10 protein-coding genes are annotated in these 12,911 nt (G+C 59.6%); 3 read left to right on the top strand and 7 right to left on the bottom strand.

All coding sequences use genetic code 11. The features are described from left to right. Window positions 1-9: 9 nt before the first annotated feature. From ACR3E4_RS13355 to ACR3E4_RS13340, 4 genes are read right to left on the bottom strand one after another with little or no spacing between them, the layout of a single operon-like run. Window positions 10-1,173: a M20 aminoacylase family protein gene (locus ACR3E4_RS13355; protein WP_480529939.1), complete on the bottom strand. Its 1,164-nt coding sequence runs from the start codon at window positions 1,171-1,173 to the stop codon at window positions 10-12. An 18-nt stretch (window positions 1,174-1,191) separates the two neighbouring features. Next, window positions 1,192-2,358, bottom strand: a complete 1,167-nt coding sequence (locus tag ACR3E4_RS13350; RefSeq protein ID WP_480529941.1) for a M20 aminoacylase family protein — start codon at window positions 2,356-2,358, stop codon at window positions 1,192-1,194. A gap of 29 nt (window positions 2,359-2,387) precedes the next feature. Next, window positions 2,388-3,554 carry an acetylornithine deacetylase gene (argE, locus tag ACR3E4_RS13345; RefSeq protein WP_480529943.1) on the bottom strand — a complete coding sequence of 389 codons (1,167 nt, stop codon included), beginning with the start codon at window positions 3,552-3,554 and terminating at the stop codon, window positions 2,388-2,390. Window positions 3,555-3,559: 5 nt separating this feature from the next. Beyond that, window positions 3,560-5,380 carry an ABC transporter ATP-binding protein gene (locus ACR3E4_RS13340; RefSeq protein ID WP_480529945.1) on the bottom strand — a complete coding sequence of 607 codons (1,821 nt, stop codon included), beginning with the start codon at window positions 5,378-5,380 and terminating at the stop codon, window positions 3,560-3,562. A 285-nt stretch (window positions 5,381-5,665) separates the two neighbouring features. On the opposite strand from ACR3E4_RS13340, the gene ACR3E4_RS13335 reads away from it, so the two are divergent. The 3 genes from ACR3E4_RS13335 (at window position 5,666) to ACR3E4_RS13325 (ending at window position 9,442) form a co-directional block, all read left to right on the top strand. Next, entirely contained in the window at window positions 5,666-7,372 is a 1,707-nt protein-coding gene (locus ACR3E4_RS13335; RefSeq protein WP_480529947.1) for a peptide ABC transporter substrate-binding protein, read from the top strand. A gap of 89 nt (window positions 7,373-7,461) precedes the next feature. Then, window positions 7,462-8,469 (top strand): ABC transporter permease, encoded by a 1,008-nt coding sequence (locus ACR3E4_RS13330; RefSeq protein WP_480529949.1) that lies wholly within the window; start codon window positions 7,462-7,464, stop codon window positions 8,467-8,469. Further along, a complete protein-coding gene (locus ACR3E4_RS13325) occupies window positions 8,462-9,442 on the top strand; it encodes an ABC transporter permease (protein WP_480529951.1) in 981 nt (326 codons plus the stop codon). Before ACR3E4_RS13330 ends, ACR3E4_RS13325 begins: the two co-directional genes overlap by 8 nt. Window positions 9,443-9,550: 108 nt before the next feature. On the opposite strand, the gene ACR3E4_RS13320 is transcribed toward ACR3E4_RS13325, so the two are convergent. The 3 genes from ACR3E4_RS13320 to ACR3E4_RS13310 all read right to left on the bottom strand — a co-directional run bounded on the left by ACR3E4_RS13320 (window position 9,551) and on the right by ACR3E4_RS13310 (window position 12,909). Beyond that, a complete protein-coding gene (locus tag ACR3E4_RS13320) occupies window positions 9,551-10,837 on the bottom strand; it encodes a DUF3422 family protein (RefSeq protein ID WP_480529953.1) in 1,287 nt (428 codons plus the stop codon). Between the two features lie 107 nt (window positions 10,838-10,944). Further along, the gene (locus ACR3E4_RS13315) at window positions 10,945-11,301 is read right to left on the bottom strand and encodes a VOC family protein (protein WP_480529955.1); all 357 of its coding nucleotides are present in this window, start codon (window positions 11,299-11,301) and stop codon (window positions 10,945-10,947) included. Between the two features lie 153 nt (window positions 11,302-11,454). Then, window positions 11,455-12,909: an NAD(P)(+) transhydrogenase (Re/Si-specific) subunit beta gene (locus ACR3E4_RS13310; protein ID WP_480529957.1), complete on the bottom strand. Its 1,455-nt coding sequence runs from the start codon at window positions 12,907-12,909 to the stop codon at window positions 11,455-11,457. Between the last annotated feature and the right edge of the window lie 2 nt (window positions 12,910-12,911).

Here is a 12,911-nt window from a genome sequence, read left to right as displayed (position 1 = left end):
TCTCCTAATTCAAGCCGCCGGCATCCGGCGCTCGACCATTTCGGCAAACCATGAGCATCCGATTGGAATGATCTCGTCGTTAAAATTGTATTCGGGGTGGTGCAACCCGGCGCTGTCGCCGTTGCCCAGAATGATGAAAGCGCCCGGACGTTCTTCCAGCATGAACGAGAAATCCTCGCCCCCCATCACCATCGGCGCCTCGCCGCAGCTGCCACCCACGGCAATCGCGGCCTCTTCGGCGTAACCCGTCTGTTCCTCGGCGTTTATCGTAACCGGAACGCCCTTGTTGTAAGTCACCGTGGCCGTGCCGCCCATTGTGGCAGCGATACCCGTGGCAATCTCGGTCAAACGTTTCTCGATCACTGCGCGCATCGCGTTGGAATGGGTGCGCACCGTACCGCGCACACGGGCCGATTGCGGAATGACATTGAACGCCTTCGACGAAGTCTCGACCGAGGTCACAGACAGAACGCCCTGCTCGATCGGATCGGCATTGCGCGATACAACCGTCTGCAGGGCCACGATCAGCTGAGACAGCATCACCGTGGTATCCACGGTCGCATGCGGTTTGGCCGCGTGACCGCCACGGCCCTCCAGATGGATATCGAACTCATCCGCAGCTGCCAGCAACGGCCCCGAGCGGATGGCGAACTGACCAGTGGGCACGCCCGGCACATTGTGCATGGCATAGACTTCCTGAATGCCGAACCGGTCCATCATGCCATCCTTGCACATGGCTTCGGCACCATTTCCGCCTTCTTCGGCGGGTTGGAAAATCACGATGGCAGTGCCATCGAAATTCCGGGTCTCGGCCAGATACTTTGCGGCACCCAGAACCATCGCGGTGTGCCCGTCATGGCCACAGGCATGCATCGCGCCCTCGGTTTTCGAGGCGTAGTCCAGACCGGTCTGCTCTTGCATCGGCAGCGCGTCCATATCAGCGCGCAAGCCGATGGCGCGGCCCTTGGTGTCGGTCTTGCCCTTGATCACCCCGACCACGCCGGTGCGCCCGATGCCACTCACCACCTCATCACAGCCGAACTCTTTCAGCTTTTCGGCAACCAGCGCGCTGGTGCGGTGCGTGTCATAGAGGATTTCCGGGTTCTCATGGATGTCCCGACGCCAATCGGTGATTTCCTGATGCAGTTCCGCAAGCCGGTTTCGAATTGGCATATGATCCTCCGCTGTTTGTTATGCGACGGGTAATCGCCGTTCGACCAGTTCAGCAAACCAGCTGCACCCGGCGGGAATGGCGTCATCGTCAAAATTATATTCCGGGTGATGGCACATGGCCGTGTCCCCGTTTCCGATAAAGATGTAGGCTCCGGGCCGTTCTTCAAGCATGTAGGCGAAATCTTCCGACGGCATGATCGGATCGGTGCTGTCATTGACCCTGCCCGCCACCGCCGCTGCCGCTTCGGCGGCATAGATGGTTTCGGTCTCGGAATTTACCGTCACCGGATAACCCGGTGTCCACGTCATTTCAGCCGTCGCATCAAAGGCCGACGCCGTATCTTCGGCGATCCGCCGCACCCGTTCCTCGGCAATCGCTCGGTATTCGGGGTCCAACGTCCGAACGGTCCCTTGCAATCGAACCGTATGCGCAATCACGTTTGATGCGACACTGTCGGTCACGAACGTCCCAACGGTCAGCACCACACGTTTGATCGGGTTGACCGTGCGCGCCACAACCGATTGCAAGGCCACCACGATATGCGAGGCAACCAGCGTAGTGTCCACCGCCTCATGCGGCGCGGCGGCATGGCCGCCCTTGCCGGTAACCACGATCTCGAACTCATCGGACGAGGCCAGCAGTGCCCCGGGGCGGATCGCGAACTCTCCGACCGGAAGGCCGGGCATATTGTGCATGCCATAGACTTCCTGAATGCCCCAGCGGTCCATCATCCCGTCCTGACACATGGCCAGTCCTCCGGCCCCGCCTTCTTCGGCCGGTTGAAAGATCAGCACCACGGTGCCGTCGAAATTCCGCGTCTCGGCCAGATATTGCGCCGCGCCCAGCAGCATCGAGGTATGGCCGTCATGCCCGCAGGCATGCATCTTGCCCGAAACGGTCGAGGCATAGTCCAGCCCCGTCGCCTCCTCAATCGGCAGGGCGTCCATGTCGGCGCGCAACCCGATGACCCGGCCTTTGGTATCGGTGCGACCCTTGATCACCGCAACCACGCCTGTTTTTCCGATGCCCGGGGTGATCTCGTCGACGCCGAATTCCTTCAGCCGGTCCTGCACAAAGGCCGCCGTCTGATGAACATCATACATCAGCTCTGGGTTCGCATGCAGGTGGCGGCGCCATTTGGTGATCTCGCCATGGGTCTCGGCAAGCCTGTTCTTCACCGGCATCTTAGGTCTCCCTTCACATGGTTGGCGGGTCAGGTCGACAGCTTTTCGACCAACCTCTGCATGAACGCGTGGCCCGCTTCGAATTGCGCGACCGAGATGAACTCATTCGGCTGATGCGCCTGCGCGATGTCACCCGGGCCGCAAATCACCGCAGAATAACCCGCCTCCTGAAACTGACCCGCTTCGGTGCCATAACTCACCACATGGCTGGCATTGTCGCCGGTCAGGGCACGCACGAGGGCCTCTGCCTCTCCATCCGTTTCGGGCACCAGACCAGGGATCGAAAAGGCTTCGGTCAGATTGATCCGCGCTTCGGGGCGAACCGCCTGCATACGGGCCTCAATCGCGCGCACCTGCTGGAAATAGGCATCGCGCCAGCTGGCCTTGCTTTCATCGGGCACGGTGCGAAAATCCATCGCAAAGCGGCAATCCTTAGCGGTGATATTATGCGCCGTTCCGCCTTCGATCATCCCCACATGGCAGGTGGTCCAGGGTGGATCAAACACGGCTGCAATATCCGACGGTTGCGACGCCATACTCTCGGCATTGCGCTTATTGGCCCAGTCGATCAGAGGCGCTGCTTCCATGATCGCGCTGACGCCTGTGTGCATGATCGAACTGTGGACTTCGAACCCCACCACATGCGTGTCATAGCCGAACCCGCCCTTGTGTCCGGTGACCGCCTGCATGACCGATGGTTCTCCCACAATCACCGCTGAACCTTTCGGGAGCGTTTTGCTCATCGCCTCGATCATGGGCGGGGCACCAGTGCAACCGACCTCTTCATCAAAGCTAAGCGCCAATTGCAGCGGGCGCCTGACGCCTGCCTGATGCGCCTCGACCAGCGCCCAGATCGCCAGCGCATCGAAACCTTTCATGTCGCAGGTGCCGCGCCCGAAGTATTTCCCGTCTTTCTCGGTCACCGTGAACGGGTCGGTATCCCACGGCTGGCCATCCACCGGCACCACATCCGTGTGACCCGACAGAACTACGGCCCCATCTTCCCACGGACCCACATGCGCGAAAATCGCCGCCTTATGCGGCTGCTCCGGGTCGGGCCAGCGGTGTGATTCAATCCCATGTTCACGCAGATACGCTTCGACCCAATCCACCAATGGCAGGTTGGTGTCGCGGCTTACCGTCGGGAATGAGATCAGCCTGGTCATGATCTCAAGCGGCGTCAGGCGCTGTGCCATGCGGATCAGTACCCGCTGTCGGTGGTCAGGATAAAATGCCCCGGCTCGACCTCATTGTACTCGGAAGGTTCGGGCGTGTAATCAATCGGATGAATTGGCGACGGTATGGGTTTGAAATTCAAATCCTTTTCCGACTTCCGCTTGTTCGGGTCCGCAATCGGAACCGCCTTCATCAGCGCTTGAGTATAGGGGTGCTGCGGGTTCTCGAACACGCGGGCACGCGGACCCAGTTCGACGATACGGCCCAGATACATCACACCCACATGGTGGCTGACCCGTTCGACCACAGCCATGTCATGGCTGATGAACAGATAGCTGAGGCTGAGTTCGGATTGCAGTTCCATCATCAGGTTCAGCACCTGCGCCTGCACCGACACATCCAGGGCCGAGACCGCCTCATCCGCGATGATCAGCTTGGGGTTCAACGCTAGAGCGCGGGCAATTGCGATACGCTGGCGCTGACCGCCCGACATCTCATGCGGGAAACGGCGCATGAAGCTGCGCGGCAGTTGCACCTTGTCGAACAGCTGTGCCACCCGGTCCTGCAGTTCGGACCCCGTCGCCACGCCATAGTTGCGCATCGGCTCGGCCACCTGATCGACCAGCTGCATCTGCGGGTTGAGCGAGGCGAACGGGTCCTGAAAAATCATCTGCATGTCCAGCCGCGCCTTGCGCAACCCGTTCTGGTCCAGCTTCATGATGTCGACGCCATCCAGATTGACCTCGCCCCGCATCGGTTCGACCAACCGCAGGATCGACCGCCCGGCCGAAGATTTGCCGCAGCCCGATTCACCCACAAGGCTAAGGGTCTGTCCCCGGTTCAGCGTGAACGAGACATCCTCGACCGCATGAACGTTCGAGATCGTCCGGCGCAGCAGGCCACCTTTGACCGCGAATCGCGTGGTCAGATTCTTGACCGTCAGCAGCACCTCTTCGGTGCCCGGAATCGGCGCGATGGTCTGGCCTTCGGCACCCAGCAGCTTCATCGGTTCAGGCGCGGACTTGCCCTGCATTTCACCCAGCTTCGGCACCGCCGCCAGCAACGCCTTGGTGTAATCGTGCTGCGGGTTTTCGAAAATTTCCTTGACGGTGCCTTCTTCCACCTTGTTGCCCCGGAACATAACCACCACGCGGTCGGCCATCTGCGCGACCACGGCCATGTCATGAGTGATGAACATCACCGCCGTGCCGGTTTCACGCTTTAGACGATCCATCAGCGCCAGGATCTCGGCCTGAATGGTCACATCCAGCGCGGTCGTGGGCTCATCCGCGATCAGCAGGCGCGGCTCGCACGCCATCGCCATGGCGATCACAACCCGCTGGCGCATACCGCCCGACAGCTCGTGCGGATATTGTTTCAAACGACGCTCTGGTTCAGGGATGCGGACCTGTCGCAGCAGTTCCAGCGCGCGTTCCTCGGCCTGGGTCTTGGACATGTCCTTGTGGATGCGCAAACCTTCGGTCAATTGACGGCCAACCGTGAATACCGGGTTCAGAGCTGTCATCGGCTCCTGAAAGATCATCCCGATCTCATTGCCGCGAATCTGTTTCATCAGATCCTGGTCGGCCTCGGACAGGTCCATCTCGGCCCCGTCGCGGCGATCAAACAGCAGCTCACCGCCCGCGATCTCACCCCCGCCAAATTCGACCAACCGCATCAGCGACAGCGACGAAACCGATTTCCCCGACCCCGATTCACCAACGATACAAACGGTTTCGCCGGGGTTGACCTCGAACGAAACATCCTCGACCCCCACGACGGGGCCATCCTTGGTCTGAAACTCGACACGCAGTTTTTTTATCTGGGCAATTGGCTGATCCAGCACGCGCGCTCTCCCCTTCGCGGCAATTCTGAACGGATGCCAAACGCTAAGGCGGCGAGATGGGAAAAGTCAAACCAATTGGTCAAAAACCGCAAGCCAAGGCTTGCAATTTTTCAAAACTCTGTTTCGATACGCCGCGTAACCGTTTTGGGGAGAAGACGGAATACACGTTAGCGTGACATCCACCATCGTTGTTTATCAACGACTTACACCCCATTGCGGCAACGCCCAATCCGCAGGCATTGCGGAGATAATCGAGACACGCAAGTGTCCAACATGGAGTGTATGATGAAAATCAAAACCCTTTTGCTTGGTGCGATCGCAAGCACGGCGATGGCCCCGATGGCCTTTGCCGAGCGCGGTTCGGACGGCAATGTCAGCATCATCTATTGGCAAGCGCCGTCGATCCTGAACCCGTTCCTGTCAGGCGGCACCAAGGATGTGGAATCGGCTTCGCTGGTGATCGAACCGCTGGCGCGCTATGACCAGGACGGCAACATGGTGCCGTATCTGGCATCGGAAATCCCGACCGTGGAAAATGGTGGCGTCAGCGAAGATCTGACCTCGATCACCTGGAAAATCGCACCGGGAATCACCTGGTCGGATGGCACCCCGTTCACCTCGGCCGACGTGAAATTCACCGCTGATTACTGCATGCACCCCGAGGGCGGCTGTGCGCAGGTGACCAAATTCGAAGGCGTCACCTCGGTCGAAGCCGTGGATGATCTGACCGTCAAAGTCACATTCGACGCCCCCACTCCTTTCCCCTATGGCCCGTTCGTGGGTGGCGAAAGCCCGATCATTCAGGCCGCCCAGTTCGCGGACTGCCTCGGCGCCAAAGCACCCGAATGCACCGAGCAGAACTTTAACCCCATCGGCACCGGGCCGTTTGTGGTTACCGAATTCAAGCCGAATGACGTGATCACCTTTGCCGCCAACGACAACTATCGTGATCCGGCCAAGCCTGCTTTTGCGACCGTGACATTCAAGGGCGGCGGTGATGCAACAGCTGCTGGTCGTGCCGTAATGGAAACCGGTGAATTCGATTATGCCTGGAACCTGCAGCTTGCGCCCGAAGTGATCGCGCAGATGCAGGAAGGCGGCAAAGGCACGCCGGTCGCAGGCTTCGGCCCGCTGGTCGAGCGTATCATGCTGAACCAGACCAACCCTTCGCCAGAGCTGGCCGAAGGCGAACGCTCGACGGCCGCGCATCCGCATCCGTTCCTGCAGGACCCGGCCGTTTACAAAGCCATGTCCATGGCCATCGACCGCCCGCTGCTGGTCGAAATCGGCTATGGTCAGGCGGGCAAAGTGACCTGCAACTGGGTTCCAGCTCCTGCTGCGTTCAACTCGACCTCGATGACCTGTGATACGCAGGATATCGCGGGCGCGAACGCTTTGCTGGACGAAGCTGGGATCGTTGACACCAATGGCGACGGCGTTCGTGAAAAAGACGGTGTACCGCTGAAAATCGTCTATCAGACCTCGACCAACGCTGTCCGTCAGGACTTCCAGGCGCTGATCAAGGAATGGTGGAGCCAGATCGGCATCGAAACCGAGCTGCGCAACATCAACGCATCGGTCTTCTTCGGTGGTGATCCGGGCTCGCCCGACACCTTCCAGAAGTTCTATGCTGACGTTGAAATGTATGCCAACACCTTCAACGGCACCGACCCGCAGTCCTATCTGGGCAACGGTCTGTGCGACAAGGCACCGAAGCCCGAGTCGCAGTGGCAGGGCGAGAACATCAGCCGCTTCTGCAACGAGGAGTTCGACGCTCTGCACGCTCAGTTGGCCGAAACCGCCGGTCTCGAGCAGCGCGCCGAGATCGCCAAGAAGCTGAATGACATCATCGTCGAAAACGGTGGCATGATCCCGCTGGTACACCGCGGTCGTCTGTCGGCGCATTCGAACACGCTGGGTGGCGTTGTCCTGAACGTTTGGGACAGCGAGCTGTGGAACATTGCGGACTGGCACCGCAAGACCGGTTCCTAAGCCCTAACCGTGCAATGCCGCGCCCCGGCCTTCGGGGCGCGGTCATTTGCAGCACCCCAACAAGAAGACGCATATAAAGGCGCCTCTTAATGCTAAACTTCACCATCAGACGACTGGTGCTGGCCGTTCCCACACTGCTGTTCATCAGCCTCGTCATTTTCCTGCTTCTCGAACTCGCCCCCGGCGACCCGATGGCGCAGGTTCCGCTTACTGTCCCCCCTGAAGTCAAAGAGAAGATGCGCGAGGCGCTTGGCCTCGGTCAGCCGATGCATATCCGGTTCTGGAAGTGGATCGTGCAGTTCTTCTGGATTGAACCGCAGGTGCTGATCGACTCGATCTTTGGCACCACCTTTTCCGAAGGCGACCTGCGAGTGATTTCGTGGCAGACTCGCTCACCCGTCATGGACATCGTCGTTCAGCGTATCCCACAGACCCTGTGGGTTGTCGGCACCGCATATGTGGTCGCCATCCTGATCGCCCTGCCCATCGGCATCTATTCGGCCTACCGACAGTATTCCTGGTTCGACCAGATGGGCACCTTCGTGTCGATGGTCGGCTTCTCGGTCCCGCCCTTCTTTTCGGGCGTGCTGGTGATCGTGATCTTCTCGGTCCAGCTGGGCTGGTTCCCGTCGATCTATGACACGACTCACGTGGTCAACAGCTGGGACAGCTTTGTCGTACAGTTGAAACAGATGATCATGCCGGTCATGGTTCTGGCGCTGCAGATCACCGCACAGCTTTCCCGCTTCATGCGCGCCTCGATGTTGGACAACCTCAATCAGGATTACGTCCGCACCGCCCGCGCCAAGGGCCTGAGCGAATACACCGTGGTCATGGTCCACGTCTTGCGCAACTCGATGATCCCCGTGGTCACCGTGATCGCGCTGGGTATCCCTGCCATCTTTGGCGGCGCCATCATCACCGAGCAAGTGTTCAAAGTGAACGGCATCGGCCAGTTGCTGATCGGGGCCATTCAGGCCAATGACCTACCGATGGTGCAGACCCTGACCTTCATCTTTGCCGTGCTGATCGTGCTGTTCAACCTGATCGCAGACGTTCTGTATGGCATTCTTGACCCGAGGATTCGCTATGACTGATACCGACAAATCAGACACGCTGATCCCTGACGAAGGGCTGGCGCCGGCCTCGACCGCCTTGCCAACGGCGGACGTGATGGAGGAACTGGCCACGCCCCCCCGCAGCCAATGGCGCGATGTGTGGGATCAGTTCAAAACGCACAAAGGTGCTATGATCGGGGCTGTCCTGTTCATCTTCATCGTGGCGGCCGTCTATCTCGGGCCTTTCATCTGGACCATTGATCCAACCCAGATCGACATTCGGTCCCGTAATCAGGGGCCGAGCCTTGCGCATCCGTTCGGCACCGATCAGTTGGGACGGGATATTCTGGCCCGGATGATGTCCGGGGGACAAACCTCGGTCTCGGTCGGCATTACGGCGATGCTGCTGGCCTTGTTCCTTGGGTCGTTCATCGGGGTTCTGGCCGGGTTCTTCCGGCGGCTTGACGGGCCGCTGATGCGCCTGACCGACCTGTTCCTGGCCCTGCCTCTGCTGCCGCTGTTGCTGGTCATGATGCTGTTGTTCCGCGAGCCTTTGTCCGCAGCCTTCGGGCTGGAGCGCGGGATTTTCATCCTGATCGTCTGCGCCATCGGCATCACCTCGTGGATGCCCACGGCGCGGATCGTGCGCGGCGATGTGCTGGCTATCAAGGAGCGCGAATTCGTTCTGGCCGCGCGATCCATCGGCACCAGCAATTCGCAGATCATCACCCGGCATATCCTGCCAAACGTGCTGTCGCCGATTATGGTTTCGGCCACGTTGGGGATTGCAACGGCGATCATCACGGAAAGCGCACTGTCCTTCCTCGGCCTTGGCTTCCCGCCAGATTTCCCGACCTGGGGCCGCCTGCTGTTTGATGGCGTCGACTATCTGCAGCAATACCCCGAACGCGTGTTCTGGCCCGGCCTTGCGATCTCGCTGACGGTTCTCAGTGTGAACTACCTGGGCGATGGCCTGCGCGATGCGCTGGATCCGCGCATTCGCGGGCGCTGATTGCGTTGAAAAAAATGCGGCCGCCCTTCGGGGCGGCTGTTTCATTTGCGAAGCTCTGCTTCGCGCTCCGGGATATTTAGAGCCAGATGAACAGGGGATTTTATCCGGTCAATCATGGGTTTCCAGCCGGTGGCGAATACGGCGGATGGACCACCACACCAACGCGACCACGGGCAAGGTCAGCATTGCTGTAAGCAATCCCTTGCTGATCCCTGCCTTGGTCAACGGGTACAGCAGATAGCTGGCCAGAGACACCGCATAATAGCTGATCGCCACCACCGACAGCCCCTCGACCGTATGTTGAAGCCGCAGCGCAAGATCGGCACGGCGATCCATGCTCTCCAGCAAAGCCTGGTTCTGCGCACTGCGCTCGACATCCACACGCGTCCGCAGCAGTTCACCCGCCCGGATCGCACGATCTGACAGCGTCTGCAGCCGCCGTTCGGTCGATTTCACCGTGCGCATGGCAGGATCGTAGCGGCGCATCATGAAATCACCGAAGGTCTGGCCACCCTCGAACCGTTCTTCCCGCAACACTTCGATCCTTTGATTGACCAGGGCCTCATATGCCCCGGTTGCACCGAACCGGAATGAACACTGGGCCGAAAGGGTCTCAAGCTCGGTCGAGATCGACAACAGATCCGGCAACAACGCATCGGGATGCGCCGCATCGTCCCGCATCTGACCCATCAATCGCGTCAACTGCCCATCCAGTTCCCCGACACGCGGTGCAAGTTGCTTGACGCGGGCAAAACCCAGCATCGACATGGCTTTATAGGTTTCAATCTCGCATAGACGCTGAATCACCCGACCGGTGCGGCGTTCGCCCGTTCCCTTCTCCACAAACAGCGCAAACCGCATATGCCCGGCCGGATCGATACGAAAATCACTGGCGCAAATAGCGGCATTATCCAACACCTGCGCGACAGCGAGACTCTCGGGTTCGAACCAATCGGTCAAAGCCGCACGGACTGACGCATCATCCTGACGTTCAACAACACGGATCATGGTCGAAGTCACCCGCAGGCCTGGCCCGGCCATCAGCCAATCTTCGGGGAAAACCTCGAAGTCAGCCGGATTGAACGGGCGATCACTCACGTTAGGAGTGATCGACGTATACGTCACGAATTCCGTATGCTGTTCCCATTTGAGGAAATGACGCCCGATCTGACCCGAATAATGTGTGGCGTCAGGCCGGGGATGCTGTGCCCCGTGACGGTCCAAAAGATTGATCAGATGCGCAATGTCCTCACCACGATCCCGCGCAACCGCCACCTCGGGTTTCTTGATCGCCAGAAAGACAACGGTACAAGGTGTATTCGCCGTTGGAAACGGCCGCGCGTGCAGTTCGTTGGCCAGCGCATAACGCAGCGGGTGGTCGTCCATGGGGGTCATCTGAGGCTCCGTTTCGACCCGCGCACTATACGGAACCTGAAAAATACATCAATTCTCTTTTTATTTCATATACTTACATGGATACCACGGTATGCAATCCCGCTATCTCATTGATTTGGCTCCCACAGCTCGATGGGATTGCCCTCGGGGTCATGAATCCGGGCGAACTTTCCAACCTCGCTATCCCATTCCGGATTGGTTTCGACCGGTATTCCAGCCGCCTGAAGCTGGGCGATCATGGCCGCCAGATCATCGACGCGAAAGTTGATCATCCACTGCTGCTCAGGTCGACCGAAATACTCCGTATCCTGCGCAAATGGCGCAAACACCGTATACCCCTCGCGCTGCATCCAGGGTACGGGATCGTAGTAGTTGACCGCAAGATGCTCCTCGTACCACGCGCTCAGCGCCCGCGGATCGCGGGCCCGAAAGAACACACCGCCTATGCCGTTCACCTTCTGCATCGCCACCCTCCTGAGTAATGCACCATCTTACCACATCCTACGGCCCTCATCGGCCGAAAATACTCTGGGGGTTTGGGGGCAAAGCCCCCATCCTGGACAAACAAGAAAAGGGCGCCCGCAGGCGCCCTTTGCAATTGGATCAAATAACCCTGCTCAGTCGATCATCGGCAGCAGCTTATCCAGCGAGGCTTTGGCGTCGCCATAGAACATGCGGGTGTTTTCCTTGAAGAACAGCGGGTTTTCGATGCCCGAATAGCCGGTGCCCTGACCGCGTTTCGACACGAACACCTGTTTCGCCTTCCAGCATTCCAGAACCGGCATACCGGCGATGGGGCTGTTGGGGTCCTCCTGCGCCGCAGGGTTCACGATGTCGTTCGAGCCGATCACGATCGCCACGTCCGTTTCCGGGAAGTCCTCGTTGATCTCGTCCATTTCCAGCACGATGTCATACGGCACCTTAGCTTCGGCCAGAAGAACGTTCATATGGCCCGGCAGACGACCCGCCACGGGGTGGATGGCAAATCGGACGTTCTTTCCTTTTGCACGCAACTTACGGACCAGTTCGGAAACCGATTGCTGCGCCTGCGCCACCGCCATACCGTAGCCCGGGATGATGATCACGCTATCGGCGTCGTTCAGAGCCGCAGCCACACCATCTGCTTCGATGGCGATCTGTTCGCCCTCAACCGCCATCTGCTCTCCCTGCGGGCCGCCAAAGCCGCCCAGGATCACGCTGACAAAATGCCGGTTCATCGCTTTACACATGATGTAGGACAGGATCGCACCGGACGAGCCCACCAAAGCACCAACAACGATCAGCAGGTCGTTGCCCAGTGAGAAGCCAATCGCCGCCGCGGCCCAACCCGAATACGAGTTCAGCATCGATACAACCACCGGCATATCGGCGCCGCCGATGCCCATGATCAGGTGATAGCCGATGAACAGCGCCGCCAGCGTCATCAGGAACAGAGGGAACAGACCACCGGTCGAGGTGTACCAGATCAGGCAGATCAGCGAGAGACCTGCAGCAGCCGCGTTCAGCGCGTGGCCGCCGGGCAGCTTGGTCGCCGCCGAGGTCACCTTGCCCGCCAGTTTGCCATAAGCGACAACCGACCCGGTAAAGGTGATCGCACCGATGAAGATGCCCAGGAACAGTTCCACATGCAGGATCGCCAGTTCCGCGGATGTTTTCTTGGCAATCAGCTTGGCGAAAGCGCCCAGATCGGACAGGTCCGCCTCTTTCGCGCTGTCGGCAATCGCCATGACCTGCGCCACGTTGCCGATCTCGAAATGCGCGTTGAAGCCCACGAACACAGCCGCCAGACCAACCAGCGAGTGCATCGCGGCCACAAGCTGCGGCATCTCGGTCATCTGCACGCGCTGCGCCACATATTGGCCGATCAGACCGCCGCCCGCGATCAGCAGCAGCGACAGCAGCCACAGGCCTGAACCGGGGCCAACCAGCGTGGCGAAAACCGCCAGCGCCATACCGACGATGCCATACCAGACCGCGCGCTTGGCGCTTTCCTGGTTCGACAGACCGCCAAGGGAAAGGATGAAAAGGACAGCCGCAACGACGTAAGCGGCAGTGGTGAAGCCAAAATCCATCT

The sequence above is a fragment of the Ruegeria sp. AP11 genome (genome assembly GCF_056535865.1).
Note: the sequence above shows the minus strand (reverse complement) of the source record. Positions and strands in the feature narration are given on the sequence as shown.

Excerpts from the sequence above, each read along its gene's own strand:
- ACR3E4_RS13325 (WP_480529951.1), top strand. The coding sequence starts at position 8,462 with ATGACTGATACCGACAAATCAGACACGCTGATCCCTGACGAAGGGCTG.
- argE (WP_480529943.1), bottom strand. The coding sequence starts at position 3,554 with ATGGCACAGCGCCTGACGCCGCTTGAGATCATGACCAGGCTGATCTCA.
- ACR3E4_RS13310 (WP_480529957.1), bottom strand. The coding sequence starts at position 12,909 with ATGGATTTTGGCTTCACCACTGCCGCTTACGTCGTTGCGGCTGTCCTT.
- ACR3E4_RS13335 (WP_480529947.1), top strand. The coding sequence starts at position 5,666 with ATGAAAATCAAAACCCTTTTGCTTGGTGCGATCGCAAGCACGGCGATG.
- ACR3E4_RS13315 (WP_480529955.1), bottom strand. The coding sequence starts at position 11,301 with ATGCAGAAGGTGAACGGCATAGGCGGTGTGTTCTTTCGGGCCCGCGAT.
- ACR3E4_RS13330 (WP_480529949.1), top strand. The coding sequence starts at position 7,462 with ATGCTAAACTTCACCATCAGACGACTGGTGCTGGCCGTTCCCACACTG.
- ACR3E4_RS13350 (WP_480529941.1), bottom strand. The coding sequence starts at position 2,358 with ATGCCGGTGAAGAACAGGCTTGCCGAGACCCATGGCGAGATCACCAAA.
- ACR3E4_RS13355 (WP_480529939.1), bottom strand. The coding sequence starts at position 1,173 with ATGCCAATTCGAAACCGGCTTGCGGAACTGCATCAGGAAATCACCGAT.
- ACR3E4_RS13320 (WP_480529953.1), bottom strand. The coding sequence starts at position 10,837 with ATGACCCCCATGGACGACCACCCGCTGCGTTATGCGCTGGCCAACGAA.